This window comes from Deinococcus sp. KSM4-11 (assembly GCF_004801415.1).
GTDB lineage: Bacteria > Deinococcota > Deinococci > Deinococcales > Deinococcaceae > Deinococcus.
This window is the reverse complement of sequence record NZ_SSNX01000002.1, coordinates 371,933-398,480: the sequence shown is the minus strand read 5'-3', so window position 1 is coordinate 398,480 and position 26,548 is coordinate 371,933. Positions and strand designations below refer to the sequence as shown.

22 protein-coding genes are annotated in these 26,548 nt (G+C 69.0%); 6 read left to right on the top strand and 16 right to left on the bottom strand.

Annotated elements, in window-relative coordinates:
- Nucleotide 1: 1 nt before the first annotated feature.
- Entirely contained in the window at nucleotides 2-736 is a 735-nt protein-coding gene (locus tag E7T09_RS08925) for an NAD(P)-dependent oxidoreductase (protein ID WP_240741702.1), read from the top strand.
- Nucleotides 737-746: 10 nt separating this feature from the next.
- On the opposite strand, the gene E7T09_RS08920 is transcribed toward E7T09_RS08925, so the two are convergent.
- The 14 genes from E7T09_RS08920 to E7T09_RS08855 all read right to left on the bottom strand — a co-directional run bounded on the left by E7T09_RS08920 (nucleotide 747) and on the right by E7T09_RS08855 (nucleotide 18,959).
- Entirely contained in the window at nucleotides 747-1,904 is a 1,158-nt protein-coding gene (locus tag E7T09_RS08920; RefSeq protein WP_240741701.1) for an O-antigen ligase family protein, read from the bottom strand.
- A 28-nt stretch (nucleotides 1,905-1,932) separates the two neighbouring features.
- Nucleotides 1,933-4,431 (bottom strand): HD domain-containing phosphohydrolase, encoded by a 2,499-nt coding sequence (locus E7T09_RS08915; RefSeq protein ID WP_136388817.1) that lies wholly within the window; start codon nucleotides 4,429-4,431, stop codon nucleotides 1,933-1,935.
- 14 nt (nucleotides 4,432-4,445) lie between these two features.
- Nucleotides 4,446-5,855, bottom strand: coding sequence for a S8 family serine peptidase (locus tag E7T09_RS08910; RefSeq protein ID WP_240741700.1), 1,410 nt, complete (start codon nucleotides 5,853-5,855; stop codon nucleotides 4,446-4,448).
- 257 nt (nucleotides 5,856-6,112) lie between these two features.
- The gene (locus E7T09_RS08905) at nucleotides 6,113-6,949 is read right to left on the bottom strand and encodes a copper resistance D family protein (protein ID WP_136388816.1); all 837 of its coding nucleotides are present in this window, start codon (nucleotides 6,947-6,949) and stop codon (nucleotides 6,113-6,115) included.
- Between the two features lie 4 nt (nucleotides 6,950-6,953).
- Entirely contained in the window at nucleotides 6,954-7,352 is a 399-nt protein-coding gene (locus E7T09_RS08900; RefSeq protein ID WP_136388815.1) for a copper resistance CopC family protein, read from the bottom strand.
- A gap of 47 nt (nucleotides 7,353-7,399) precedes the next feature.
- The gene (locus E7T09_RS08895; protein ID WP_136388814.1) at nucleotides 7,400-7,852 is read right to left on the bottom strand and encodes a DUF1775 domain-containing protein; all 453 of its coding nucleotides are present in this window, start codon (nucleotides 7,850-7,852) and stop codon (nucleotides 7,400-7,402) included.
- 107 nt (nucleotides 7,853-7,959) lie between these two features.
- Nucleotides 7,960-8,442, bottom strand: coding sequence for a hypothetical protein (locus tag E7T09_RS08890; RefSeq protein WP_136388813.1), 483 nt, complete (start codon nucleotides 8,440-8,442; stop codon nucleotides 7,960-7,962).
- A gap of 127 nt (nucleotides 8,443-8,569) precedes the next feature.
- Nucleotides 8,570-10,495 carry an MDR family MFS transporter gene (locus E7T09_RS08885; protein ID WP_136388812.1) on the bottom strand — a complete coding sequence of 642 codons (1,926 nt, stop codon included), beginning with the start codon at nucleotides 10,493-10,495 and terminating at the stop codon, nucleotides 8,570-8,572.
- A complete protein-coding gene (locus E7T09_RS08880; protein ID WP_136388811.1) occupies nucleotides 10,492-11,025 on the bottom strand; it encodes a MarR family winged helix-turn-helix transcriptional regulator in 534 nt (177 codons plus the stop codon). Before E7T09_RS08880 ends, E7T09_RS08885 begins: the two co-directional genes overlap by 4 nt.
- 124 nt (nucleotides 11,026-11,149) lie before the next feature.
- A complete protein-coding gene (locus tag E7T09_RS08875) occupies nucleotides 11,150-14,572 on the bottom strand; it encodes an efflux RND transporter permease subunit (protein ID WP_136388810.1) in 3,423 nt (1,140 codons plus the stop codon).
- Complete coding sequence (locus tag E7T09_RS08870; protein ID WP_136388809.1) at nucleotides 14,569-15,816, bottom strand: efflux RND transporter periplasmic adaptor subunit; 1,248 nt, start codon at nucleotides 15,814-15,816, stop codon at nucleotides 14,569-14,571. The genes E7T09_RS08875 and E7T09_RS08870 overlap by 4 nt, the downstream gene beginning before the upstream one ends.
- A 2-nt stretch (nucleotides 15,817-15,818) precedes the next feature.
- A complete protein-coding gene (locus E7T09_RS08865) occupies nucleotides 15,819-16,862 on the bottom strand; it encodes a TolC family protein (protein ID WP_136388808.1) in 1,044 nt (347 codons plus the stop codon).
- A complete protein-coding gene (locus tag E7T09_RS08860) occupies nucleotides 16,859-18,283 on the bottom strand; it encodes a TolC family protein (protein WP_136388807.1) in 1,425 nt (474 codons plus the stop codon). The genes E7T09_RS08865 and E7T09_RS08860 overlap by 4 nt, the downstream gene beginning before the upstream one ends.
- 82 nt (nucleotides 18,284-18,365) lie before the next feature.
- The gene (locus E7T09_RS08855) at nucleotides 18,366-18,959 is read right to left on the bottom strand and encodes a TetR/AcrR family transcriptional regulator (protein WP_136388806.1); all 594 of its coding nucleotides are present in this window, start codon (nucleotides 18,957-18,959) and stop codon (nucleotides 18,366-18,368) included.
- Nucleotides 18,960-19,332: 373 nt separating this feature from the next.
- Here E7T09_RS08855 and E7T09_RS08850 point away from each other — a divergent pair, with 373 nt between their 5' ends.
- From E7T09_RS08850 to E7T09_RS22570, 4 genes are all read left to right on the top strand, one after another.
- Nucleotides 19,333-20,070 carry a hypothetical protein gene (locus E7T09_RS08850; RefSeq protein WP_136388805.1) on the top strand — a complete coding sequence of 246 codons (738 nt, stop codon included), beginning with the start codon at nucleotides 19,333-19,335 and terminating at the stop codon, nucleotides 20,068-20,070.
- 724 nt (nucleotides 20,071-20,794) lie between these two features.
- A complete protein-coding gene (locus E7T09_RS08845) occupies nucleotides 20,795-23,716 on the top strand; it encodes an EAL domain-containing protein (RefSeq protein WP_136388804.1) in 2,922 nt (973 codons plus the stop codon).
- Nucleotides 23,717-24,070: 354 nt separating this feature from the next.
- Complete coding sequence (locus E7T09_RS08840; RefSeq protein ID WP_136388803.1) at nucleotides 24,071-24,358, top strand: hypothetical protein; 288 nt, start codon at nucleotides 24,071-24,073, stop codon at nucleotides 24,356-24,358.
- Nucleotides 24,359-24,394: 36 nt separating this feature from the next.
- Nucleotides 24,395-25,215 (top strand): IS5 family transposase gene (locus tag E7T09_RS22570; RefSeq protein ID WP_370293801.1). Its coding sequence is split into 2 segments (ribosomal slippage): nucleotides 24,395-24,434 and nucleotides 24,434-25,215, totalling 822 coding nucleotides; the frame shifts between segments, so codons are not numbered across the junction.
- On the opposite strand, the gene E7T09_RS08830 is transcribed toward E7T09_RS22570, so the two are convergent.
- Nucleotides 25,199-25,708 carry a hypothetical protein gene (locus E7T09_RS08830; RefSeq protein ID WP_136388802.1) on the bottom strand — a complete coding sequence of 170 codons (510 nt, stop codon included), beginning with the start codon at nucleotides 25,706-25,708 and terminating at the stop codon, nucleotides 25,199-25,201. The genes E7T09_RS22570 and E7T09_RS08830 overlap by 17 nt on opposite strands.
- A 131-nt stretch (nucleotides 25,709-25,839) precedes the next feature.
- Here E7T09_RS08830 and E7T09_RS08825 point away from each other — a divergent pair, with 131 nt between their 5' ends.
- Entirely contained in the window at nucleotides 25,840-26,106 is a 267-nt protein-coding gene (locus E7T09_RS08825) for a hypothetical protein (protein WP_136388801.1), read from the top strand.
- A gap of 17 nt (nucleotides 26,107-26,123) precedes the next feature.
- Here the strand turns inward: E7T09_RS08825 and E7T09_RS08820 are convergent, their stop codons facing one another.
- Complete coding sequence (locus tag E7T09_RS08820; RefSeq protein WP_136388800.1) at nucleotides 26,124-26,342, bottom strand: hypothetical protein; 219 nt, start codon at nucleotides 26,340-26,342, stop codon at nucleotides 26,124-26,126.
- Between the last annotated feature and the right edge of the window lie 206 nt (nucleotides 26,343-26,548).

Below are 26,548 nucleotides of genomic sequence, written 5' to 3'. Positions count from 1 at the left end.
CGTGAGGATTCTACTGACGGGTGGGAGTGGCCGGCTGGGCACGGAGCTGCGGGCCCTCCTGCCGGGTGTAGTGGCCCCCCCGTCTTCTGAACTGGACGTGACACAAGCCCTTCAGGTTCTGGATGTCGCCGAGCGTCTACGTCCGAAGGTGATCGTACATGCCGCCGCGTACACCAACGTGGTTCGTGCCGAGAAGGAGCGTTCCGCGTGCTGGGCGGTGAATGTGGACGGGACTCGCCATGTTGCTGCGGCCGCAAATGCTGTGGGGGCCAAGTTGGTGCACATCAGCACCGACTATGTGTTCAGTGGCGAGAAGGGCACATACAGGGAGGCGGATACACCCGGCCCAGTCGCAAACTACTACGCGCTGACAAAACTCGTCGCCGAAGAATCTGCTCGCATTGCGCAGAATCGCCTGATCATTCGAACCAGCTTCCGACCGCGCGAATTCATTCACCCTGTGGCGTATAGCGACATGTACACGAGCCAGGAGTACGTCGATATCCTCGCTCCTCAACTGATCTTGGCTATCCTACATGTCGGTGATATTTCTACCGAGCTTCTGCACATTGCTGCTGAACGCAAGAGCGTGTACGAACTGGCCCGACGCCGACATCCGGATGTTGGCGAGGGCACCCGTGTCCAGGCCGGTGTGACCCTGCCAGCGGATGTGAGCCTCGATTCCGAACAGTGGCGCCAGCTCTCAGCGCTCTGGACAGCGCCCGAACCTGCATGACGTCGCTGCCTCAAGGCAGTGGAGGTGTCACGCGGTTGCCCGCCTGCGCGCTAAGAACCACTCCGGCCAGAGACCACCACAATTCTGCAAAATGAGGACTCGGAACGGCGATGACGACATCGACGACATTCATGGCCGTAAATCCAAAGAGGACAGCCACGGTGAAGGGATCGCCCAGATTCATGGCGCGCCACAGCGTGTAGACCATCACAGTGCACAGACCAGCAAGCCCCAGGATCCCGCTCTCTAGAAGCCAGTGCAGCCAGGCATTGTGGGCGATCAGCCACGTACTTGACCAGCGCCCCAGAGCTGCCGGACAGGTGATCTGGTTGCGTTCCAGGGTCGGGGTAAGCTGACATCCATCCCTGGAGAGGTACGACAGGTAAGCCCCTCCCTGATATGGGCCGACGCCTCCGATGGGTGAGGTGCGCCAGCCTACCAAAGCGTCCCGCCATACAGCCTCCCGGCCAGTCGTCTGGTCGTTCAGCAGCCGCTCAACCGGTTTGAACGGCAGGTGAAAGGTGCTGGTGGCAGCGGCCAGCACAACGATCACGGCGGCGGGCAGCAGCGCCCAGGGGTGCCGGCGCTCCCGCTGGAAGGCCGCCGCAGCGAGGGTGCCGACCGTCAGGGCGATCAGCGGGCCACGGCTGCCCGCGGCGAGGAGTGTGGCCAGCGCGAGCGTTCCGGCCGGCCAGCGCCACCATCCGCCTCCCCGCCAGAAGGCGATGAACCACAGCGCCACGACTGCCACCAGCCCCAGCGAGACGACGTAGTAGTAGGGATGCCCCAGCCGCTCCTGCACGCCAGCAAAGCCCTGGGTGGTCAGGGTGTACAGCCACGCGCTGGCAAAGATGACGAGCTGTCCCCACAGCACCGGGCGCAGGGCCCGGCTGTCGCGCAGGTAGGCCCCGGCCGCGATCATGGCGAGGATCAATGTCGTGCGGGCGGCCGCGAGGGCCACGGACAGCAGCGGTTGCGGTGTGAACAGGGCCGCGATCAGCTGGGTGGCCGTGAAGAAGAACAGCACGCGGCGGGCCGTGAGCGGCAGCGTCCGGAGCCCGCCCAGCGCCACGAGGGCGGCGAGATACAGGGGAGGGAAGACCGGCACCAGCGCGAGCAGCCAGGGCACCCAGCAGGGGTGTGCGGGCCGGACAGTGGGATCGGTCACGCGCGCCAGTATAGAGACGGGGAACTCCTCAGCCCGGAGCGGGCGCCCCCCCGCGGGCACTGCGCGTGGAGACCTTCTGCGCGTACATGCGCTGGTCGCTCAGCCGCAGCAGGTCGCCGGTGGTGGCCGCGTCGTGGGGATACGAGGCCAGCCCGAGGCTGACGGCCGCGTGCGCGAAGCCCTGGGCACGGAGGGACGCCGTGGCATGCTCGTGCACCGCCCGCACCGCCTCCGGCGACGCGCCGTGCGGACAGATAATGGCGAATTCGTCCCCGCCGATGCGGTAGACGGTGCCCAGGGACAGCAGCGCGCGCGTGAAGGCCCGCGCCACCGACTGCAGCAGGCGGTCGCCCTGGGCGTGGCCCTGCGTGTCGTTCACCGCTTTCAGACCGTCGACATCCAGCGACATGATCGTGAATTCCTGTGCCGGATCGCGGGGCAGCAGCTCGTCCAGGGCCTGGTCGAAGGACCAGCGGTTGCCCAGGCCCGTCAGGCTGTCGGTGAGCGCCATGCGTTCCAGCCGTTCGGCAGCCCGCTCGGCCTCGCGGCGCGCCGCCTCCAGCTCCCGGCTGCGCTCGGCCAGCAGATGCTCGAAGACCGAGAGCATGTTCGACAGGTCCTCGCGTTCCAGCGCAGGCGCGTCCCCGAGGGCGGCGTCCACGGCCGGGTCGTCGGCTCCGTGGCGCAGCACCTTCGTGGCGACGGCCACGACGGCCGGGTCGAAGTGGCTGCCAGCCTGCGCGGCGATTTCCGCCAGCGCCTGCTCGGGCGTCCAGGCGTCCTTGTACGGCCGGGCCTGTGTGAGGGCATCGAACACGTCCGCGACGGCCACGATCCGGCCCGCCAGGGGGATGTCCTCACCGCGCAGGCCCAGCGGGTACCCGGCGCCGTCCCAGCGTTCGTGGTGCGTCCGGGCGATCTCCTCGGCCAGCTGCAGCAGGTCGGAGCGGCCGCCGGAGAGGATGCGCGCGCCGATCAGGGTGTGGGTCTGCATGTGGGCGTACTCGCTGGCCGTCAGCTTGGCGGGTTTGAGCAGCACGGCGTCGGGGATGCCGATCTTGCCCACGTCGTGCAGGCGGGCCGCGACGCCCAGAATGCTGGCGCGCGCCTCGGGCCAGTCCAGCGCCCGCGCGATCAATGCGGCGGACTTTCCCACCCGCCGGGTGTGTTCGCCGGTCATGTCGTCGCGGTACTCGGCGGCCATGGCCAGGCGGGTCACGACCTCGTGCTGTGCGCGGGCCAGTTCGTTCGTACGTTCGCGCACTTCCTGCTCGGCCAGTTCGCGGCCCTCATGTTCGAGCTGGGTGCGGACGTGGGCCATGCGGGCGTCCTGCTGGGCACGTTCCACCTCGAACTGGATACTGAGGTTGCGGGTCTGCCGGTCGCGCTCGGCGTTAAACAGGCTGCGTTCCAGCGTCCTCAGCTCACGGGCGTGCGTCAGGGCGCCGCTCAGGTCGCCCTCGTGTTCGCACAGGCGCCACAGCGCCTCATGTGCTGCGCTGCAGGACTGGGGCAGGCCGGCCTCGCTGGCCTGGGTCAGCGCGGCGGCCAGGTACTCGCGGGCCGCTTCCAGGTGACCGGCCGCCAGGGTGAGCCGCCCGAGGTTGATCCGGGCGTCGATCTGGCCCTGCAGCGAGCCGGTGTCGAGCGCAAGGTGCAGGGCCTGCGTGAAGGCCGCCTCGGCCCGTGCGGTCTCGCCCGTGCGGCTGTACAGCGTGCCCAGGCAGTCGAGGGTACTGAGTTCACCGACCCGGTACCCGGCCACGCGGCTGAGCTCCAGCGCCGCCTCGAGTTGCTGGGCCGCCGCCGCGTAATCATCGAGGCCCAGCAGGAAGGTGCCGAGGTTCAGGGCGGCACTGGCCTGGTACCGGACGTCGCCGCTGGCCACGGCCGACTGCTGCGCGGCCTGCATGACCCCTGCGGCCAGCCGGTCATCGCCGCTGAGGTGGTGGATGTGCGCCAGGTTGTGCAGGATCGGGGTGACCAGTGCGAAGTTCTCGGACAGCGTCTGGTACAGCGTGAAGGCCTGCGTGAGGCTGCCCACGGCCTCGCGGTACTGCCCGAGCTGGCCCTGGATCATGCCGATGTTGGTCAGGCACTGGATCTGGCCGACTGGATTGCCCTCCCGCTCCCGCAAGTCCAGGGCCCGGTGCAGCGCCTGCGTCGCCTCGGCCACCCGGCCCTGGTGGTGGCGTGCGGCCGCCAGGAAGTTCAGGGCAGTCGCCTCGGCCCCGAGGTTCCCGGCCTGCGCCGCAAGGGCGGCCGCACGCTCCAGGGTGTCCGCGGCGGCGTCCGCCTGACCGCGGTCGAGGTGCAGCTTTCCGAGACTCCCGAGGGCGTCGACCTGTCCGGGTACGTCATCGAGGGCCGCGAACTGGCTGGCGGCCTCGTGCAGGTGGAGGGCGGCCTCCTCCAGGTGGCCCTCAGCGGTCAGAACGCGGCCCCGCTCCAGTGCCGTCCGGGCCTCCTCGACATGCTGTACCGGCAGCCCGGACAGGGAAGGGAAGGAGGACGTCTCGGCCGTCATCGGTGGAGCCGGGCTCAGCGGTGCACGCTGAACGTGAGGAAGGTCGCGAGGTCCAGACGGCCTCGCACGCCCAGTTTGTCCTTGTACGGGGTGTTGCCAGCGGAGTGGTACACGTCCGAAGCCGTATAGGCCAGGGTCGAGGGCAGGTACTTCGGCAGGAAGTACAGCGGCTGCCCCAGGGCCAGGGCCAGGCCGCCCGACACCATCGGTGCAGCCATCGAGGTGCCGCTCCAGCTGGCCATGCGCCCATCCGGAGCGGGCGCGTAGACGTTCTCACCGGGCGCGACCAGTTCCAGGGCCTTGGCGTAGTTCGAGAAGGTGGACTTGACGTCGCTCAGCGAGACGCTGCCCACGCTCAGGGCCAGGTCGCCGGCCGTCCCCTCATTCCTGGCCAGGGCCGCCGGGTACGTGATCTGATCCCTGTTCTCATTTCCGGCCGACGACACGACCAGCACGCCCTGGGCCGTGGCGCGCGCGATGGCCCCCTGGATGATGGTGGAATTCTCCGTGCTGCCCAGGCTCAGGTTGACCACCTGCGCGCCGTGCGAGACGGCCCAGTCGATCGCCTGCGAGACCATGGCCACGTCGCCGGAGCCGTCCGGGCCCAGCACCCGCAGCGGCATGACCTTTGCCGCGGGAGCGACCTGCAAGATGATCCCCGCGACATTCGTCCCGTGGCCGTATGCCCCGGTGCCCAGGGTGCCTTCCTCCTCGGGGAGATCGTCATTCGCGTAGAAGTCATGCCACGTCGCGGGCGCACTCAGCAGACCCTTGAAGGCCGGGTGGTTCAGGTCGATGCCGGTATCGATCACCGCGACTGTGACGCCGGCCCCCAGCTTCGGGGCGAGCGTGTGGGCCTTCTCAAGACCGATCTTCGTCCACACGGCGCTGTTCTGCGGCAACGGATTGTAGGTGCCGCCGCTCCAGATGCCGATGGCGCCGCCAGACCAGATCCCGATGGCGCCACCGGACCAGATGCCGATGGCGCCGCCCATGGTGGCGGTCAGCGCGCCGCCGCCACTGAACGCGTCCCGGTTGACCTCGGTGGTGACCTTCCGCGCGGACAGCGCCGCGAGACGCTGCGGGCTGAGCGCCGTGTTCAGGCCCACCGTCGCCGTGCATTCGTCCATCTGGCCCGTCGCGCACCCGGCCGCGTTCCATGCCATGACCTTGCCCTTGAGCTCGGCACCCACCGTGTCGGAGCGGTCGCCCGGCAGCAGGCTCACCACGGCCAGCTGCGCGAAGCGCTCGGCGGGAACGGCCAGCGGCGCGACCGGCTCCTGGGCCACGTCCATGACGGGCGTGGTCACGGGTTGCGTGATGGGCGCCGGTCCGGGCATGGGCACCCCACTGCCGCTGGTACCGGCACACGCGGCCAGCAGGCCAGTCAGGAGGAAAGCGGAGACGGCAGTTGTGATCTTCATGAATGGCTCCAGAGGGGCAGGTGGCGCGCTGGCCAGCGATTGTCTGTGAGTGTCGTGCAGGACGTCTCACAGCGCTCTGACAGGCATACCTGGGCCGTCGGGTGGCCACTTCATGAACTCGTTGCCGTCTGGACGTGGGCCACGGCGCGGAGCTCCGGAGGCTATGTGGGACGCCGGCCCGAAGGAGCCCACAGCGGCGCTCAGGCCGCCTGCTTCAACGCCAGGATGGCCCAGCCAGCGTTCCAGGGTGGGCCCGCTCAGGGGTGTGTCGCCATGCCGCTGTGGCTGGCGCCGTCCTGGCCGGCGGCTGCGCTGGCATGATCCCCGTGCCCACCCGGCGGCGCGGCGTTGCTCAGGACGGCGGTCACGCCCAGGACGGCAACGAGGATCAGCGCCTCGCGTGCCAGCCGCAGGCGCACACCACGCTGCCGACCAAAGGCGCGGCGCACGAAGACTGCCGACAGCAGGGCGAGGCCCACCAGTGCCAGCTTCACGAGCAGGGTCTGCCCATACCGACTGCTCCACCATTCGCTCAGCACCGTCAGGTGTTCGGTCGCCATGAGCAGGCCCGTGAGGGCCAGGACGCCGACGCTCCCGAGCGCGGCGGGTGTGAACCGCTGGGCGAGCGGTGGCGTGAGCGATCGGGTGGTCGTCAGGGCCAGCACGCCGCCGACCCACACGGTCATGGCTCCGGCGTGGGCGGCATGCAGGGCGCGGATCCACGTGCCGTGCCCGTCGCCGTGCCCGATCCCCGCAACGCCCCAGAGGGTCACGCCGGCGGCCAGCACCGACAGGGCGGCGGGCCACGCGGCCACCTCGGTCGCGAGCAGCAGGGTGGCTCCCAGCAGGCCGGTCAGCATGGCCCGGCCCGTCGTGGTGTCGGTCACGTAGGCCAGCACGTCGGCGGGGCCGGTCAGGCCCAGCACCTCCAGCGTCACCAGCACCTGCCCGGCCCACGCGAGCAGCAGCAGCGCCAGCCCCGCCAGGCCCGGCCCGATGTCCGGGTGGCCCGGCGTCAGCCAGCGACGGGCCAGGGCGCTTCCCAGCAGCAGGGCCAGGCCGGCGTAACTCAGGCCGGTCAGCAGCGCGGCCATGGGCTCACTTCACGCTGAAGGTGCTGAATCCCGACACCGGGTGACCGTCATCGGACAGCAGCTTCCACGCCACGACGTACTGGCCCGGCGCCAACGTCGCCTTCAGCGGAATGGTGACCTGGGCCGCCATGCCGGTTGAGCGGGCGGGCAGGTTCACGAGCAGAGCCGCTCCGTTCTTCGCGGCGAGGGCCAGGACGGACGCCTGCTCAGCGGTCTTGCCGGTAGGAATGGCCATCACGCGGAAGGTGCAGAAGCGCAGGTTCACGGGCTCGCTGAGGGTCAGCGCCACGGTCTTCGGGGCGTGCACGGTCGCGTTCTCGGCGGGGGTCATGGCGGTCACTTCAGTGTGGGCCAGCGCCGTGGACAGGAGCAGCGCGGTCACCAAGGACAGGATGGATTTCATGGAGGGCCTCCAGGGCGTGGGGCGGGCCGGAACCCGCCCCGGATGGATCACTTGACGGTGGTGTGAGACGCCGGGGTCTTGGCGGGATCGGTGTCGTCCCACGCGACGACCGTGCCGTCGCTGTAGGTCTGGTAGATCTTCCACACGAGTTCGCCGGCGGCCGCAGGGTTGGTGGCCTGGAAGAAGAACCGGACGTACTCCATGGGCGCGACGCTGCCGGTCCAGACGACCTCGGTCACGAGCCCGTCGGCGTTCTTCGTGACGGTGCGGGTGAAGCCGGGGGTGACCTGGAAGCGGCTGATGGCGACGCCGGCCGGAATCACCATGCGGATCCCGGTGGTGGCGATGTCCTTCTCGGTGGGGACGTTGAGGCGGTACGTCTCGGATTTCCCGGCGACAGACTCGGTCAGGCCGGTGTCAGTACGGACGGTGGCGTGCGCGCCGGCGACGCTGAACAGGACGGCGGTCAATAGGGCGAGCAGTGGGTTGAGTGAAGCCATGGGGCCTCCTGGCCGGATGGAAACAGGCGTGGAGCGAGCGCGGCTCGTGCAGCTCCGGGGACGCGGGCAGCACACTCGACCTCACCCACAGGCGAGGGAGTGTGGATTCAGCTGTGTGGCGGCGCGCGGGCGTCAGCATGCGCGGGCGCCGCCAGAACCGGCCGCCGGTAGGCCGTGGCCGCCCACTCCATCCCGCCGATGACGACGGAGGGCAGCGCCACCCCGGCGGCCTCCAGCGCGAAGGCCGCCGTGAAGCAGAACGGGCAGTGGGCGGCGTGGTCGTGTGAGGCCGGGGGCGCGTTCGGTGCAGAGGTGTCCAGCAGGGCCAGGTCGTGCGGCGCGGACATCCTGACCGCGTGTGGGGTTGCGTCCCCCCGCACCTTCGGCGCTCGATCCATCGCCGACGACGTGAGGGCCGCCCGTGGCGGCTCGGGAGTGGCCATGCCGGCCATGACACCCATGACGGCAGGCAGACCGCCCCCACCGCTCGGTTCTGGCTGCCGCGTCAGGAAGGCGAAGGACGCGACCACCGTGAGCAGCGCCAGCACCCAGCGGTGCGGGAGCGGCGTGGCGGCGCGGCGGGCCTTCATGCCCTCGAGTGTAGGCCGAGCCGCATGATCGGAAGATGATTCGGTGCGCGGGCCATGTCCCATGACATGGTGCGGCGGCCCGAACGAGGTGTCCGGGCCGCCACTGGTGATGGACTGGGTGGGCTGCTCAGCCTTCCATGGCGGCCAAGCCGCTGGGTTCGGCGCCCGGATGCTCGCCCTTGCGCGGCAGGCGCAGGTTGGGCATGGGCAGCGCGGCGAGCAATGCCAGCAGGGCCACGCCGATGCTCACGAGGTAGATACGGCTGATGGTGTTCGCGAACGCCACCTTGATGGCGCGGGCGACCTTGTCGAGCGTCGTATTGGTCTCGCTGATCGTCTGGGCCTTGGCGGTGTCCAGGCCCTTGGTGATGCCGGCGATCACGCCGGAGCGGCCCTGGGGAGTCGCGATGGCCTGCGCGGGAATGGCCTTGAGCTGCGTGGCGAGCTGCGCCGGGATCTGCGGGCTGGCTGCGACGCCCTGAATGGCGGCGATGTTCCCGGAATTCACCGCGCCGGTCACGGCGGCCAGCACCCCGTCGAAGCCCTTGGTGATGCCGGCGGCGCTGCTCGCCTTCACGGCGACGACGTCGAAGGTGGCCTGGGGACTGCGGCTGCCACTGCCAGCGCTGCTGAGCTTATCGAGCTGGGCGCGCATGGCGGGCGAGGCGGCGGCCTTGACGGGCGCGAGCTGCGTGTTGATCTGCGAGGGCAGCATGGCCGTGAGGATCGCGCCGAAGACGGCGGTGCCGATCACGCTGCCGAACTGCTGGAAGAACTGCCCGCTGCTGGTGGCCACGCCGATCTCCCAGGGCTTCACGGCGTTCTGGATGGCGAGGTTGAAGAGCGGCAGGGCGGGGCCCAGGCCCAGGCCCAGCACGACCATGTACATCACGACCCGCGCGTACGGGGTATCGGCATTCAGGGTGCTGAGCAGACCGAAGCCGCCCATCATCAGGCACAGGCCGACCAGGATCATGACCTTGTAGTACCCGAGGCGCGACGCGAGCTGACCGCTGCCGATCGCCCCGACGATCAGGCCCACCGTGAGGGGAATGGTGGCGGTGCCGGCCTTGGTGGCCGAGACGCCCTGCACGTTCACGAGGTACAGGCTCAGGAACAGGATGGCGCCCAGGAAGGCCGCGCCGATGAAGAAGCGGGCCAGCACGCCCCACGCGAAGGTCGGGTTGTGGAACAGCGTCAGGGGCAGGATCGGGCTCTCGTGGCGGGATTCCTCGAAGATGAAGAGGCCCAGCGCGACGGCGCTCAACGCAAACAGGCCGAGCACCGTGGGGCTCGTCCAGCTGTAGTTGCCGTCCGCACCGAAGGTCAGGGCCAGCAGCAGCGGCACGCTGAACACGATGATCAGCAGCGCGCCCAGGTAGTCGATCTTGGGCTTCAGGCCGCTGGCGAGGCGGGGCATCTTCGAGAAGATGAAGGCCAGCGCGAGCAGGCCGATGGGCAGGTTCACGTAGAACACCCAGCGCCACGACACGTGGTCGGTCAGGAAGCCGCCGAGCAGTGGGCCGATCACGCTGCTCAGGCCGAAGACCGCGCCGAACAGGCCCTGGTAGCGGCCGCGTTCGGCCGGCGCGAAGATGTCGGCGATGATGGCGAAGGCCACGCTGGTGAGCGCGGCGGCCCCGAAGCCCTGCAGGCCGCGGAACACGACGAGCTGCATCATGCCGCTGCCGAAGAGGTCATGCATGAAGGGCTCGCCGGACAGGCCGCAGAGCATCGAGCCGATCAGGAAGACCACGATGCCGAACAGCAGCACCGGTTTGCGCCCATAGATGTCCGAGAGCTTGCCGTAGATCGGCACCATCGAGGTGCTGGCGAGCAGGTACGCGGTGGTGACCCAGGAGTAGAGCGACAGTCCGTTGAGCTCTTTGGTGATGCGCGGCAGCGCCGTCGAGACGATGGTCTGGTCGAGCGCCGCGAGGAACAGCCCGAGGAGCGTGCCGATCAGGATGATCCGCTTGGTGGGGAAGTCCAGCACGTCGGCGTAATTGATGCGGCCCTCGGGGGCCATCTGGGGGGGTGCGGACTGGGTCATGCGGTCTCCTCCGGGGGGAGCGTGGGGCTGGTCGCGGGGCAGCGGGGCAGGGAAGAGGTGGCGGTGTCCTGGGCCTGGAGTTCCAGCAGCACGGCCTCCAGGTTGTCGGCGGCTGCCTCGATCAGGCGCTGTCCGACCCGCGCGAAGACCTGCTGGTAGGTTTCGTTGATGCGGCGATCCATGTCGTCGAGGAAGGCGTGGCCGCCTGCGGTGAGGGCCAGCATCTTGGCGCGGCGGTCGTCGGGATTCTCGCGGCGCTCGGCCAGGCCGCGCTGCACCAGGCGGTCGGTCAGGTGGCTGGCGGCGGGCAGGCTCAGGCCGGTCAGGTCGGCCAGTCCACCGATACTCAGGGCGGTGTGGGCGCGCAGCTGGTGCAGCGCGGTGACCTGGCTGAAACTCAGCTCGTCGCCCTGGAGCTGCTCCTGCATGGCCTTCATCATGTGGCCGGAGACGTACTTGTGCAGCTGTTTCATCTGCCGACCCAGGCGCAGGGCCGGGAGGTCGTGACTGGCGTGCGGTGATGTGGTCATGTTTGAAATACTTCTACCTCCTCAATACCCTCAAGTATGAAAGTATTTCTGCGTTCGAAGTGTAGCAAAGAGCAATATGTCGCGGTATAGGCCGTACGGCGGAGGCGCTCCGCCCTTCCGCCCGTCAATCGCCCAGCGCGGGCGTGCCCTCCACGACGGGCGCGGCATCAGGTTTCACGCGCCGGCGCTCGAACTGCCAGAACACGCTCGGCACCACGAAGAACGTGAGCAGCGTGGACGTGATGACGCCGCCGAGGATCACGATGCCCAGGCCCCGGCGGAACTCCGCGCCGTCCCCCTGCCCGAGGATCAGCGGAATGCTGATCACCAGCACCGTCAGGGTCGTCATCAGGATCGGGCGGAAGCGCAGCTCGGCCGCCTCCAGCAGGGCCTCCCGCAGCGGCAGGCTGCGGGCGCGCTCGGTCACGAACTCCAGGTACAGGATCGAGTTCTTGGTCGACAGCCCCAGCAGGATGACCATGCCGAGCACGGTGATCACGTCGAGGTTCACGCCGAACAGGTGCAGCGTCCACAGCGCGCCCACGATGGCCAGCGGAATGGGCAGCAGCAGGTAGATGGGATAGCGGAACGAGTTGAACTGGCTGCCCAGCACCAAGTAGGTGAGCAGGATGGCGACCACCATCAGCACCGGCCCGTAGAACACCAGGTCGCTGGTCAGGCCCGCACTGCCGAAGGAACTGGCATTCCCGAGCGTCACCCCGTCCCGGAGCAACCCGGCGTCCTGCACGCGCTGGATGATCTCCCGCTGGTATGCGAAGGCATTCGGGCCGCCCTTGACCACGTTGAGGTTCAGGGTCGCCGTGTAGGCCTTGTTCAGCCGCGTCAGGGTGGCGGGGGCCTGCGACACGCTGAAGCTGCCGAGCTGCGCCAGCGTCAGGTTGGCGTTCAGCGCGCTGGAGTAGATGGTCTGCGACAGCAGACTCTGCTCGTCCCGGATGCGCGACGGATCGAGCCGCACCACGATGTCGATGCTGCGGTCTCCGTCGCGCACGCTGCCCGCCGTCGTGCCGTCGTTGTACGTGCGCAGCGCCTGCGCGACGTCGCTGGCACTCAGGCCGGTGCCGGCGAGTTTCGTGGTGTCCGGCACGAAGGTGCGCTCCTGCCGGGTGGCGCTGAGGCTGCTCTGCACCGTACGCAGGTTCGGATCGCGGGACAGCAGCTGCACGACCTGCCGGTTGCGCTCGATCAGGGTGGCCTGGTTCGGCGCGGCGAGCGCGAGCGAGATGTCCGAGTTGCCCGCCGGTCCCTGCTGCTGCGTCCCGACCCGCAGTTCCGATCCCGGCAGCGCCGCCCCGATGGGCGTGAGCGTCCGGGTATAGCCCTCGATCAGTTCGTCGATGGGCGCGCGCTGGCCCTTGTCCACCAGGGTGGCCGTCAGGCTGCTCTCGTTGGCGTTCGCGCCGCCCAGCTGTCCGCTGGCACCGACGCTGGTTTCCAGCAGCCGCACCTCGGGCCGGGCCAGCAGCGCGTCCTCCAGGCGGCGCGTCACGCGGTTGGTGGTCTCCAGATCCGTTCCGACCGGCAAGGTCAGGGCCACCGTGACGATGCCGCTGTCACTCTTGGGCGTGAACGCGAAGCCCACGCCACGCATGGCCAGCGGCGCACTCAGCAGGAACAGCAGCGCCACCACCATCACGGTCCACGGGCGGGTCAGGGCGCGGTTCAGGCCCCGGGCATACGCCCGCGCGACCCCCTGCACCGCGCGGTTGGTCAGACCGTGCAGGGTGTCGGTGATCGCCTCGAGCACCGCGACCACGCTGGTGATCACGTAGCGCACGGCGGCCAGGATCAGCGGGGCGAAGACCACCGCGATCAGCAGGGCCGCCGGTTTCGGCAGGGCCGTGCGTGAAAGGATCACGCTCACCAGCGCGCCCGTCACGGCCAGCCAGGCCACGCCCGGCACCGTCTTCACGCCGGTCAGGGCGCTCCGCAGCAGGGCCGGGAAGCGCCCCAGCACGCGCGGCACGTCCGCCCATGTGAGCGGTTCCAGATCGCGGGTGTAGGCCATGCGAACCGTCAGGAACAGCAGGCTCTCCAGCCACGACAGCACGATGGCCGCCGCGATGCCCAGCCCGAACTGGCTGAAGAACTGCCCCAGAATGCCGGGCATCAGGCTCAGGGGAATCAGCACGGCGAGCAGCGAGAAGCTCGCGGCGGTCACGGCCGAGAAGACCTCGCTGCCGCCCAGCAGGACGCTGCGCAGGCGCGAGTAGCCCAGGCTTCGGTAACGCTGCACGTTCTCCGCGACCACGATCGAATCGTCCACCACGATCCCGATCGCCACGATGATCGCCAGCAGCGAGATGATGTTGAAGGTAAAGCCCGTGATGCCGAACAGCAGCGGCGCGGCGCTGATCGAGATCGGAATCGCCAGGATCACGGCGAACACCGTATTCAGGCGGCCGAGGAACAGCAGCACGATCACGCCGACCGCCGCGATGGCGATCAGGAACTCCTTGAAGGTGTCGCGCACCGTCGCGCGCGTTTCACGGGTGGTGTCGCTCGCGAGCGAGAGCGCGTAGCCCTTCGGGAGCGGCTCGGCCTGCATGGCGGCCCGCACGTTGTCCGTGACCTTCACCGAGTTCGTGCCGCTGCCCTTGCGCACGCTGAGCAGCACGGCCGGCTGACCGTTCACGCGCGCCAGGCTGGTCGCGTCGGCCGCGCCGTCGCGCACGCTGGCCACGTCCGACACCTGCAGGCCCGTCTGGGCATCGACCGTGATCCGCGCGACGTCCGCCGCGCTCCTCGGGGTGTTGCGCGTCGAGAACTGCGTCTGCACGCCGCCGGTGGCGACCGTGCCGGCGGGCAGGTCCAGGGCGCTCGCCCCGATCGCCTGCGTGATCCGGCCCGGCGAGAGGTTGTAGGCCTGCAGCCGCGAGGGGTCGAGCAGCACCTGCACCTTGCGGGCCGGGCCGCCACTCACGCTGACGTCCGCCACGCCGTCCACGCGTTCCAGGCGCGGTACGAGGACGTCCTCGGCGTAGGTGGTCACTTCGGCCGGGGGCGCGCTTCCGCCCAGCAGGGCCAGCGTCAGGATCGGGGTGGCGTTCGGGTCGAACTTCTGCACGACCGGCGCGTCGCTGCCGTCGGGCAGGGTGGCGCGGATGGCCGCGACCGCCTGCGACACCGAGTTCGCGGCGGAGTCGATGTTCGTGCCGTCGTTAAAGGTGATCACCACGGCCGACTGGTTGCTCACCGAGGTCGTATTGATGTCCGTCACGCCCGCCAGGGTGCTCACGGCGTCCTCGATCTTGCGGCTGACCTCGCGGTCGACCTGATCCGGGTTCGCGCCGGGGTAGGACGTGCTCACGGCCAGGATCGGCACCTCGAAATTCGGCAGCAGTTCCACGCCCAGCCGGAAGGTCGTGACCAGACCGGCCAGCACGACCATCACGAAGATCCCGATGGAGAACACGTAATTCTTGACGCTGAAGCGCACCAGCGGATGGATGGTGGGTTCCGGCGTGCCGTCCGGCAGCGTGGCGCCGGGACGCGACTTGAATTCCTCGTTGTCGTGTGTGCTCATGGCGTGGCTGTTCCGCCAGAGGTGACCCTCACGGCCGCGCCGCCTTGCAGGCTGGCGGGCACCGGCGTGATGACCTGGGTGCCGGGGGCGATGCCACTGACCGCGACCTGCCCGCCACTCTCGGCGACGACGGTCACCGGCGTCTGCACGGCCTTGCCCTGCGCGGCCACGTACACGGTGTTCTGTCCGCCCTCGACCTGCACGGCGCCGCTGGGGAGCAGCACGCCGCTCCCCAGCGTGTTGCGGTACCTCGCCTGGGCGGTCGCGCCGACCGGGAGCTTGTCGCCGCCCTCCACGCGCGCCGTGACCGGCACGAGCCGGTTGCTTCCGGCGATGCCCGGCGACCCGCTGACCACCGCGACGTAATTCACGCCGCCGTAGCTGAGGTTCAGGCGGGTGCCGTCGGCCAGGGCCGGCGCGTCGCCGCTGGGCACACTGAACTTCGCACGGATCGACCCCGGATCGACCAGCCGGAACACCGCCGAGCCCTGCGCGGCGAACTCCCCGACCTCCACCGCGATGGTCGCGACGGTTCCGGCGAAGGGGGCCCGTACGGCCGTGCGGGTGAGGTTCTCCTCGGCCTGGGACACCGCCGCCTGCGCACTCTGCCGGTTCGCCTCCTGGAGCGGCACGCTGCTCTGGGCGCTGCGCCCGTTCTGAGACAAGGTATTGCGGGCCTGGGCCAGCCCGCTCTGCGCCTGGGCGAGTTGCGCGCGGGCTGCCTGCACGTCCGCGAGGCTGATGCCGCCGAGCCGGTACAGCGACTCGGCGCTCTGGGCGCCACTCTGCGCCTGCGCCAGCGTGGCCTGCGCGGACGTCACGGCCGCCTGCAGCGCCGAGGTCGCCTGCCCGGACGTCGTGCGTGTCTGGTCGAGGGTGATCTGCGCCTGCTGGAGCTGCAGCCGCGCGGTCTGCAGGGCCTGGCGCGCCTGCGTGTCGTCGAGCTGCACCACCACCTGACCGGCGCTGACGTGCTGGCCCTCGCGCACCGGCACAGCCTGGACAGTACCGCCCGTCTTCGCGGCGACCTGCGAGTCGCGCTGCGCCTCGATGGTGGCGGTCGCGGTGCGCTGCACGGTGAGGGTACCGGCCTGGCCCCTCACCGCCGTCACGTCGAGCGTGGTGGTCTTGGCCGGCGCGGCGTCCAGGTTGTTCGCCGGCGTGACTGCCTTACCCCCCCGCGGCGCGCAGCCCGCCAACAGGGCGCTCGCGACCAGCACGCCGGACAGGAGCGGGCGCGCCATGCTCACTTGACCAGCCCCGTCACGTCCAGACCGGACGCGGCCCCCACGGCTGCCAGGGCCTTCCACACGCCGCCTTGCGCCTGCGTGACGCCCAGGGCGGCCTGCTGCGCCTGCACCTGCGCGGCCTGCACGTCCACGGCGGCGGCCGTGCCGGCCCTGAGTTTCGCCTGCGCATTCGACAGCGCCGTCTGCGCGTTGGTGAGCGCCTCCTGTGCGATGCCCACCCGCTGCTGTGCGTCCTGCGCGGCCCGGTAGGCGTCCCGCACGCCGGTCGCGGCGGCACGTGAGCCGTCGTCGAGGCCGCGCTGCGCGTTTGCCAGGGCCGTCTTCGCGTCGTCCAGGGTGCGGGTGGGCGTGTAGTCGTTGTCCGCCAGCTTGACCTGCAGGGCCGCGAAGGCGGCGCCGTTGGACGCCTGTACCAGGGTAGGCAGCCGCTTCTCCAGCCCATCCTGCAGCGCTGCCAGGCCCACGCTGAGTTTGGGAGGGGCGGGCGGCGCGCTCAGCGTCAGGTCGGTTCCAGCGGGCAGATTGAGGCTGCGGGCCAGCTGCGCCTCGAGCACCGGCACCTGCGCCAGCGCGTTGGTGAGGTCCTGCCGGTCAGAATTGAGGGTGTTCTGCGCCCGGCTCACGTCGAGCGCCGTGGCAACCCGCGCCGCGAGTCGGGCCTGCGCGATCTTCAGCTGCCGGTCGTCCAGGGCCACCTGCGCGGTACTCACCTGGGCCTTCTGGCCCGTCTCATAGGCACTGAGGTACTGCGCGACCACCGTCTGGGTGACGCTGAGTTTGGTGGCGTCCAGCGTCGCGGCCTGCGCGGCGGCGTCCTGATCCGCCTGCGTGAGGGCCGTGATGGGGCTGGTGGGATCGGCGCGCGCGGCGCGCACGGCCGCCTGGGCTTTTTGCAGGTTGGCGCGGGCGGTCGTGATGTCGGTTCCGCTCGCCAGGGCGCGCGTGACGGCGCCCGCGAGCGTCAGGGGCGTGGCCTGCGCGGCCGCGCCCGTGGCAGTGGCGAGCAGCAGGAGCAGGGTCGGGCGCAGCAGGGTGATCATGGCGTGCCTCCGGAGGTCAGGAGAATGGGGTCGAGGTCGGTGGTGGCGAGCGAGAGTTGCAGGGCGGCGAGCCCCACGGCGTCCTGCTGGGTGCTCAGGGCCAGCGTGGCCTGCTGCGCCGTGAGGTCGGCCTGCGTGAGGTCAAGGGCGGTGGCGAGTCCAGCAGCCACGCGGGCGCGGGCCGACTCGAGCGCGGTGAGGGCCTGGCGCTCTGCGGTCTGCGCCGCGATGAGGGCCGCTCGCTCGTCCTGGAGGGTTTCGAAGCGGGAGCGCACATCGAGCTCGACGGCCTGCGACGCGCTGTCCAGGGCCAGCTGCGCCTGCGCCTGACCCAGCTGGGCCTGCCGCAGCGCCGTGCCGGCCGGACTGCCCAGCAGCGGGATGCTGGCGCTGAGGGACAGGGACAGGCCGCTGGGGATGGCGCTGGTATCACGGGTGGGAATGCTGGCCTGCACGCCGAGGGTGCCCGCCTTCAGATTCAGGGTGCCGCTCAGGGTCTTCCCGGGGTTTCCCTGGGCGTCGGCCAGCTGGCCGTAGATGGCGCTGGCCGTCACGTCCGGCAGGCTGGCATCGAGCTGCGCGGCCTGCACGCCAGCCTGCGCGTCGGCCAGAGCGGCGCGGGCGCGGGCCACCTCCGGCCGGCCCCGCAGGGCGCGGGCGACGAGTTCCTCGACGGTGCCGGTGTCCGTGACGGCCGGCAGGGCGTCGAACGCGCCCGCAGAGGTGGGGAGCGTCACCGCCCGCCCGAGCAGCCGGGTCAGGGTTCGGGCCGCCTGGGCGGCGGCGTGGGCGGCCCTGCCCTGGGTGGCCTGGGCATTCTCAAGGGCGACCTGCGCGGCCAGGTCGCCCTCGGCGGAGAGCAGGCCCTGCGCCCGCCGGTCGCGGGCGACGGCCAGCTGCCGGGTGGCCAGCGCCACCTGCGCGTCCGCGAGGGCCTGCTGCGCGGCGGCGCTGCGGGCGCCAGAGTAGGCCTGGAGCAGCTGCGCCGTCAGGCTGGCCCGTGAGGAGCGCAGCGCAATGGCCGCGCTGTCCAGGGCCCGCTGCGCGCTCCGAACGCCTTCCTGGACCGCCGACCAGGGCAGCACGCTCAGGCCGGCGCTTACGGTGACGGTGGCCGCACCATTCCAGTCGCCCGTCTCCCAGGGCACCTTGGTGAGGGAGGCGCTCGCGCCGGCACTCACGCTCAGGCCCGCGCGGGTGCGGGCGCTCTCCAGGGTGAGCTGTGCGGCGCGGTAGGTCAGGTCGGCCGAGCGCCAGTCCGGCGAGGCGCGCAGCGCCGTCAGCAGGGAGGCCGTGGTGTCGGCCAGCGGAGCGCTCGCGGCCGCGGGTGGGGGAGGAGCGGAGGTCTGCGCCACGGCTCCGCCGCCCAGCAGGGCGGTCAGCAGGAGCGTGTGAACGCGGTGGAGGGGACTGTGGGACATGCACGGAACCTCGGGAGGAGCCAACGAACGTGAGCGTTGAACGTCGAATAATCGAGTGATCACTTACTTACTAAACCTCCCGCTACGGGGACAACCCCGGCCACAGCACGTCGAACAGGCTGCGCACCAGTCGACCGGCGTCGATGGCTCGACGGCCCTGCGCGGGCATCATGTGCTCCCGGTGGATGTAATGCGTCAGGGCGCCCATGATCGTCAGCGCCGTGACCTCGGTGTCCAGCGGCCGCAGTCGCCCCAGCGAGGTCTCGGCCTGCAGGTAGGCCGCCAGCGCCTCGGCGTCGCGCCGCACCGGGTCGTCCAGGCGGCCCAGCAGGGGATTGTGGCTCGGATCGTGCCCCCGCGAGAACATGGCCATCAGCTTCGGCACGACGGAACTGGATTCCACCAGGATGGCCAGCGCGGCGCTTTCCAGGTTGCGCCTCACCTCGCCGAGGCCCACCTGGGAGTGCAACTGCTGCCGCCACTGCCCGTACTCGCGCAGGCCCAGCGCGGCCTCGAACAGCTCCTCCTTGCTGGCGTAGCGTTTGAAGAGGGTGCCCTCGGACACGCCGGCCCGCCGGGCGATCTCGGCGGTGGTCGCCCCGAAGCCCTGCTCCAGAAAGGCTTCATGCGCGGCACGCACAATCTGCTCGTCGGTGATCTGCCGGGGGCGCGCCATATAAGTGAGTGTCCACTCGCTAACCCGCCTCCGTCTGTATGCCAGTGCACAACGCTGTCCGCTCCCGTTGGCGACACAGCTCCACCCTCGTCCTTCAGACCGCAGGTTCAGGGAGAGATGTCACCGGAGCCGGCCGATTAGTCACGATCAACCTGACCTTCCGACCAGGGCGTCCGAGTGGCCCTGGGCTGCGACCCGTCGCAGGTCGGAGGCTGTCGCCTATCGAGCTGGTCGTTCCTGGCAGGACGGGCAGGACATGTCCCTCCCGACCAGCCGTTGAGCCAGTGCCACACGGGCTGTACGCCTTCATCATCCGGGGGTACGCAGGCTCCGACCTGCCCCCGGTTGGGGGTGTGCTGGGCTACTCTGAGCCATGGTTCAGATCGGGGCGCAGGAGCGCCGGGCGTCCGGCGTCCACCAGGAAATGGAACGTGGCGCCGCGCTGCTCGACCGGGGCATCGCGGCGCTTGCACAGGAGACCTACGCGGCTCCCACAGACCGCTTCCTGTTCATGACGGATCTTGCCGGCGGCACCGAGCGCATGCTGAAGCTCGCCTGGGCGTTGGCCACCCTGCAGGCACGCGGCGCCCTGCCCTCAGTGCGCGAGGCCGCCAGTGTCGGCGGGAACCTGACCCGACTGGCCGACGCGGTCGCCGAACTCTACCCCCCCTCCTTCCTTCGCGTCGAGGATGGACGGTGGGGCCAGGGCTACCTGCGGGGCGGCCGCTGGCTGCGCGACGCGTTGGACGTCCTCGACGACCTCGTGAGTCCTGCGGCCCAGCACCGGTCGCCCTGGAGTTCAGCGGGAGAATCCCACAGCCCGGAAGACCGCTGGGCCGCACTCGAACTGAAGGTTGCCGCGAGTATGGCGCCGGATGCCAGTGCCCGACGAGGCTTCCGGCTCGTCACCGCTGGCGACCATTGGCGCCTGCATGCCGGCATCCATGCCGAACTCGCCCGCAGCTTCGAACTGCTTGGCTACGCCCTGTACCGCCTGCTGTCGACCGGCCTGCCCCGCACCGACGCCGCAACCTGGGCGCCGCACTGGGAACGGTACATGCGCGTGCGTCCCCCCGGCTTTGCGACCGCGTGGTTTGAACCCGATCGCTGAGCATTTCCGCCGCCTCGTGGCAGCGTGCCGCGCGAGCTGTCGAGCGGGTGCTCACCTCCGGGGCGATGACACTACTGATCCGTGCCTTGACTCATAGTGGGAGGGCATCCAGAGCGAACCTCCGATAGACCGAAGCCGTTTACTAACCAGAAGTCGAATATCCGAGCCCTCTGACGATCTGGCCGCTACAGACTTACGCTCAGATCAGTAGGTGCGCCACCCTCCGCGAACCCCGGATCACTCCTGACCAGCACACTGGCTTCCAGTACTTCGCTGAATGTGCCAGGGTGGTTCGGCCACCTGCCCCGTACACTGTGCCCATGCGCCATGTCGTGTGGTCGAGCCCCGAGTCACATCCGGCCGGGCCGCAACACTGAGATGGCCAGGCCGATGAACGGGCATCGACGTCGTCATGGGCAGTGTCCCGTACCGGTGAGCCTTCCGGTCGTTCAGCGAATTCACGCGCCTGCCGCCTGGATGGTGTGCGCAGGATCTTGGCATGAGAAGGCGGGTCGAGCACCACCCGAGAGAGAGGCCCGCACCACCCTGCTTCCGCGCCCTGTTCTCAACCGTATGGGGAAGGTGACGGGGGAACGGCACTTTCCGGCCCGCAGTCACTGGATCACGTCTGGACGGATGGGTCTGGCGTCCTGTCAGGCAGGAACCACATGGGTGGCCTCCGGGCGCCCAGCATGCCTCGCGTTCAGATGGCCGGGCGGCCTTGATGACTGACGAATACGAGACGGAGGCCGCGGCCACCCGCCAGCGCCAACTCCTGCAGGGCTTCGAGGACAGCGGCCTGCCGCTCCTGGCCTTCGACAACGCGGCGCGGGTGGTCTACATCAACCGCGCCGCCCGTGACCTGTACGGCGTGGATCTCACCGTCCTCGGGCAGCCCGGGTCGTCACTGTTCACCTACGAGTGGCTTGACCCGGACGATGATGCCGCTTCCGCCGCTGCGCTGCAGGCCGGCCGAAGCTGGTCCGGGCAGGTTCAGCAGGTGCTGCCAGACGGACGGACGTTGCGCGTCGAAATTCACGTGAGTGCCACCTATGACGCACAGGGAGCGCGGAGCGGCACGCTGGGATTTGTTCGCGACATTACGGCCCTGCACAAGGATGAGCGGCTCATGCAGTTGGTCGTTCAGCATCTGCAGGAAGTCGTGACCCTGCATGCGCCCGACGGCATCATCCTGTACACCAACCGTCCGTCCATCCGCGCCGCGGGCGATGACCTGGCCGACCTGCGCGGGCGCAGCGGCTACGACATCATCCACCCGGACGACCGCGACGTGTTCAGGCGCGAGGTGCATGCCCGCGCGCTGCACGGCGAGATGGGACAGGCCGAGTGGCGCCGGATCGAACCTGGGCAGCCACCCGCGTGGATGGAAACGCGGGCCACCCCGGTGGCGGGCCGTGACGGTCACGTGCAGTACGTGCTGACCCTCAGCCGTGAAATTGGTGAGCGGCGGGCCCGGGACGAGCGCCTGCGGGTGCTCGAGTCTGCCGTCCTGCACGCCAGTGACGCTGTGGTGATCAGTACCGCACCGGAGCAACCGGGTGAGGACGCCCCGGTGCTGTACGTCAACCACGGGTTTACCCACCTGAGCGGGTACCAGGCCCACGAGCTCAGCGGTCAACGCCAGAGCCTGTTGATTGGCCCAGGCAGTGATCCGCTGGCCGTGCAGCGGATTGTGGCGGCTCTGGCGGCCGGTCAACAGGTCAACGAGACCTACCTCGCCGCCGCCAGGTTCGGCCGGCCCCTGTGGATCGACTTGGCCCTGACACCAGTCGTTGATGACGTCGGCCGGCTGACCCACTGGATCGGCGTGCTGCGCGACGTGACCCGCGCGCGACAGCAGCTCCAACTGGAGCATGACCGCCGGGCGGTGCTGGAAATGAGCGCGGCCAGCCGGCCCCTTCCGGAGATTCTGGAAGCGCTCGTGCAGCTGATCGAGCGGCAGTTGGGCGACATGACGGGCAGTCTGCACCTGCTGCGCGGGAACCGGCTCTATCAGGGTGCGCCGTCCAGACTGCCGCTGCCCTACCTCCAGGGCACCGAGGGGCTGGAAATCGGTCCGGTGGCCGGCTCCTGTGGCGCGGCGGCCTTTCAGCAGCGCTCGGTGGTGGTGGGGGACATCCGGAGTGATCGGCACTGGGAGGCCTACCGGCACCTGGCCTTGCCCAACGGTCTGCTGGCCTGCTGGAGCACCCCGATCCTCAGCCAGCAGCGGGCTGTGCTGGGCACCTTCGCGGTCTACGCGTCTGAGCCCCGCTGGGCCACGCCCGAGGACGTGGCGCTGCTGGAAGACACCGCGCGGCTCGCGGCCGTGATTCTCGAACGCCATCACGCGCTCGACGAGATACAGCGTCAGGCGCGACACGACCATCTGACCGGGCTTCCCAACCGCTCGAGGTTCGCCGAGCAACTCGAGGCCGCCCTCACCAGCTGTCCCCCCACACAGGTGGTGGCCGTCGGTCTGCTGGACATCGACCGCTTCAAGGTGGTCAACGATTCGCTGGGCCACGCGGCTGGGGATGAACTGCTGCAACTGATCGCGCGCAGGCTGCAGACGGTCCTGGAAGGCCGAGGCAGCGTCGCTCGCATGGGTGGCGACGAATTCACGCTCATCTTCACACCGCAGCGGCGCCGCGCCGAGATCGCTGCGCTGGCTGAAGCGGTGTTGGAGGCCTTCGCTGCGCCGTTCCTGGTGGCCGGTCACGAACTCTTCGTGCGTGGCAGCCTGGGTCTGGCGGTGTTTCCGGAAGATACGGCGCAGCCGGGCGAGTTGTTGCGCCTGGCTGACATCGGGATGTACCAGGCCAAGCGGCGACACCAGGGCTGGGCGTTCTGTGATGTGGTGGTGGACGCGCCGGCGGCGCGCGGCGTGGCCCTGGAGGCCGCTCTCCACCGGGCCCTCGAGCGTTCGGAGCTGTCCCTGCACTATCAACCCATCGTCGACGCGGCCACGGGCCGGCCCACCGGGGTGGAAGCCCTGCTGAGATGGGACAGCCCTGATTTGGGTCCGGTGTCAACGGCGGAACTGATTCCGGTGGCTGAAGAAAGCGGCCTGATTGCCAGCATCGGCGAATGGGTGCTGCACCAGGCGTGTCAGGACGCCGTGCGGCTCCAGGCCGTCACGCCCGGCCTGCGCATGAGTGTCAACCTGAGCGCCCGGCAATTCCATCACCTCAATCTGAGGGCGGCCCTGCAGCATGCGCTGGAGACGGCGAACTGTCCGGCACACCTGCTGACCCTCGAACTGACTGAGGGCATTTTGATGGACGCCGATGCGGCGGGGCGGCTCGCGGTTCTGCATGACCTGGGTGTGCGGCTGAGCATCGATGATTTCGGCACCGGCTACAGCTCGCTGAGTTACCTCAAGTGGCTGCCGGTGCAGGAACTCAAGATCGACCGCAGTTTCGTCACGCTGCTCAACGACGAGCCGGACGGTGTGGACGCCCAGATTATTCGAGCACTGGTAGGACTGGCCGGAGCGCTGCACCTGACCCTGACCGCCGAAGGAGTGGAAACGCCGGCCCAGGCGGCGCACCTGCGCGACCTGGGGGTCGGCGCGCTGCAGGGCTGGCTGATCAGCCGCGCGAAGCCATTCGAGGAGCTGCTGACGTGGCTGCAGGATGCCTGAACAGGCCCGGCACGCCGTTCTAATGCCGGGCCAGACGTCATTTCCGGCACTGGAAGAAGACCGCTGCCGGCTTGGTGTGAGATGGGTAGTGAACTGGCGGGGCACAGATTTTTGACTGTGCCGGGTGCTTCCCTACATCGCGCTCCCTCCTCCGTACCAGAACATCGACCCGTTCCCAGCGTGAGCGAGGGCGGTGCAGTCCGGCCGACCGCAGGCGGGATGGCCGCCGCCCTCCTCAGTTGGCATTCCCTGAGATGCACTGAAGTCAAACTTGTACGCGGGACAACAGTGTACGCTGACGGTACCGGCTCAAGCGCGTCACACCGATGCCAGGTGGCCGGAAGGAGGCTTGAGATGATCGTTGTCCGCAACATCTTCCAGCTCCACTTCGGCAAGGCCAAAGAAGCCCTTCCCCTCCTCAAGGAGATGGCGGCCCTCTCCCCTGAGGGCAGCGCCCGCATCCTGGCAGACGTCACGGGATCCTTCTACACGATGGTGCTGGAGATCACGGTGGCCGACATGGCCGACCTCGAAACGCAGTACCGGGCGGAGGTAGGGAACCCAGCGTGGAGCCCGCTGTATGCCCGCTTCACGCCGTTAGTGCTGGCCGGAAGTCGCGAGATCTTCCGTATCGTCGACTAGGGGTGTGCTCATGGGCATTCGGTAGCCTGACAGGCTTTGAGTGCCCTTCACCGCCACAAACTCACCAACGAGCAGGGAACGCCTTCCAACCCCATCTCCCCCAAGCACGCAGCTTCGGAGGGCGTCCCCGGCTCGACGATCGCACCTTTCTCAATGCTGTTCTCTGGCTCCTCCGCACGGGCGCACCCTGGCGTGACCTCCCACCCGTCTCCGGCAACTGGAGCTCCGTTGCCACCCGCTTCTACCGCTGGAGCAGCCAGGGCGTTTGGCAGCATGTTCCCGAACGCCTCCAACAGCTCGCCCACAGGCGTGGTCACATCGACTGGGAGACGCAGTTCATCGACAACACCGTCATCCGCACGCACCACCATGCAGCCGGCGCACAGGGAGGCCAGCAGCACGAGGCGCTCGGCCGTTCCCGTGGAGGCTTCAGCACCAAGTTGCACGTCAAGTGCGAAGGGAACGGCAAACCCCTGGCGGTGTTCCTGACCGGTGGAGAGCGTCACGAGATGCTCGGCTTGGTGCCCCTACTCAGCGCAGGGCGGGTCAAGCGTGGCGGCCCCGGTCAGCCAAAATCGCGACCGAAACAGCTCGTGGGTGACCGCGGTTACAGCAACGGAGTTACCCGCAAGGAACTGCGGCGTCGAGGGATTCGGGCGGTCGTTCCACCCAAGCGGGATCAACGACGTCAGAGCAGGTATGACCGTGAGCGGAACCGGGTGGAACGTGCCATCGTCAAGTTGAAGCGCTTTCGTCGTGTCGCAACCCGGTATGACGAGCGCCAGGAGCACTTCCTGGCGTTGGTGACGTTGGCGGTTGCCATGGAGTGGGCGAGACCGGTCAGTCGCCTTCGATGATCAGGAAGCAGCCGGCGTGCTCAATATCGAGCAGCACCACGCCCTGCTCGAAGACATAGAACGGATCCCCAAGACCCAGTCCCCGGTACGCTCGGGGAGCGTGGAAGAGTGCGAAGAAGCGTGATGCCAACTCGTTCGCTTTCCCCTGCGGGATGGTGTCTGTGGTGTGCCCGATGCCCGAGCCGCCCTTGAGCTCATACGCCAGCGCTTCATGCGCGTCCTGGCTGTCGTACTCGTAGTCGTCCCAGGACGGGCTGGGCTCGGCCAGTACGGGCGGCCGGATCGGCTGGGCGGCGAGGCGGTAAGCAGCGTCGGCATCATGGGCGGCCCAACGCTTGTACAACCGATTGAGGATCTCGTCCTGGGTGGCGCCTGCTTGTCTCAAACGCAGGATGGCGACGAGCTCCAGCTGGTAGTAGCCGTGCCGGCGTGGGTAGGAGGCAAGCTCAGCTTGGAGCTGTGCGATGACGGGATGTTGGACAGGTTCCAGCACGCCTCAGCGTACCGACCCTCGTGCCGTGGGCACACGCCCTAGCGTGTACCCACTCACTCGCCCTCCTCCCGACATCGGTCAGGGCAGTGGGCACCACGGTGTCACCCTTTATCTGCCATTAAACTTCACGTATGGATCGGCAGGCCTACGCTCTGCTGGACGCCTTTCACCAAGGTGCCACCGATGGCAGCTTGAATGCCCATGATGTCCAGCGCCTGCACGCGTTCATTCATTACGTCGCCGCGCAGCCCGTGTCGATCGGCCGTATCGTCAACGAAACGGTCACCTTCCTGGTCACCCGCCCGGTACGGCCCTGGCATCTGGCGGTCGCCCGGGATCTGGCACGGCGGGTCGGCCAGGGCGTCGACCTGCTCAGGGACATGCCTGCACCACGGTGAGCTGCCTCTGCGGGACGTCACTCCGCATGAACCAGCACAGCCTCGATGATCTGGATCTGCTGGGCAAGCGTTGTGACGACCTGCTGAATCAGGTAGCCGTTGCCCAGCTTGACGGCGGGGATCAACGCCGCCTGAGCCTCCATCCAGTCGGTCTGCAACTGTTCGAGCATGACGCCCAATTCATCCCGGTCGGTGGGGAGGGAGGACTGCCAGTGCTCGAGCTCGGCTGCATCCATGGCTGAGTGTAGGCGCGCCACCACACGTTCCGTCTCACGTGAAGAAAGGCTCCACTCCCAATGAAGGGGAACGAATAGGGCAGGGCAAAGAACAGATATCCGATGGCATCCAAGGTTCCGCTAGGACGTTCCCTGTGTCTCGCCAGGGGAGCGGGTCGTTCACCACGGGAAGGAGCGAGACGCGAATGCGGAACCTTCCTCGCTGC

Coding starts and splice junctions, on each gene's coding strand:
- E7T09_RS08915 (WP_136388817.1), bottom strand. CDS start 4,431: ATGACGGCCGAGACGTCCTCCTTCCCTTCCCTGTCCGGGCTGCCGGTA.
- E7T09_RS08875 (WP_136388810.1), bottom strand. CDS start 14,572: ATGAGCACACACGACAACGAGGAATTCAAGTCGCGTCCCGGCGCCACG.
- E7T09_RS08850 (WP_136388805.1), top strand. CDS start 19,333: ATGGTTCAGATCGGGGCGCAGGAGCGCCGGGCGTCCGGCGTCCACCAG.
- E7T09_RS08885 (WP_136388812.1), bottom strand. CDS start 10,495: ATGACCCAGTCCGCACCCCCCCAGATGGCCCCCGAGGGCCGCATCAAT.
- E7T09_RS08825 (WP_136388801.1), top strand. CDS start 25,840: ATGGATCGGCAGGCCTACGCTCTGCTGGACGCCTTTCACCAAGGTGCC.
- E7T09_RS08840 (WP_136388803.1), top strand. CDS start 24,071: ATGATCGTTGTCCGCAACATCTTCCAGCTCCACTTCGGCAAGGCCAAA.
- E7T09_RS08845 (WP_136388804.1), top strand. CDS start 20,795: ATGACTGACGAATACGAGACGGAGGCCGCGGCCACCCGCCAGCGCCAA.
- E7T09_RS08855 (WP_136388806.1), bottom strand. CDS start 18,959: ATGGCGCGCCCCCGGCAGATCACCGACGAGCAGATTGTGCGTGCCGCG.
- E7T09_RS08890 (WP_136388813.1), bottom strand. CDS start 8,442: ATGAAGGCCCGCCGCGCCGCCACGCCGCTCCCGCACCGCTGGGTGCTG.
- E7T09_RS08880 (WP_136388811.1), bottom strand. CDS start 11,025: ATGACCACATCACCGCACGCCAGTCACGACCTCCCGGCCCTGCGCCTG.
- E7T09_RS08860 (WP_136388807.1), bottom strand. CDS start 18,283: ATGTCCCACAGTCCCCTCCACCGCGTTCACACGCTCCTGCTGACCGCC.
- E7T09_RS08910 (WP_240741700.1), bottom strand. CDS start 5,855: ATGAAGATCACAACTGCCGTCTCCGCTTTCCTCCTGACTGGCCTGCTG.
- E7T09_RS08870 (WP_136388809.1), bottom strand. CDS start 15,816: ATGGCGCGCCCGCTCCTGTCCGGCGTGCTGGTCGCGAGCGCCCTGTTG.
- E7T09_RS08820 (WP_136388800.1), bottom strand. CDS start 26,342: ATGGATGCAGCCGAGCTCGAGCACTGGCAGTCCTCCCTCCCCACCGAC.
- E7T09_RS08895 (WP_136388814.1), bottom strand. CDS start 7,852: ATGGCTTCACTCAACCCACTGCTCGCCCTATTGACCGCCGTCCTGTTC.
- E7T09_RS08900 (WP_136388815.1), bottom strand. CDS start 7,352: ATGAAATCCATCCTGTCCTTGGTGACCGCGCTGCTCCTGTCCACGGCG.
- E7T09_RS08905 (WP_136388816.1), bottom strand. CDS start 6,949: ATGGCCGCGCTGCTGACCGGCCTGAGTTACGCCGGCCTGGCCCTGCTG.
- E7T09_RS08865 (WP_136388808.1), bottom strand. CDS start 16,862: ATGATCACCCTGCTGCGCCCGACCCTGCTCCTGCTGCTCGCCACTGCC.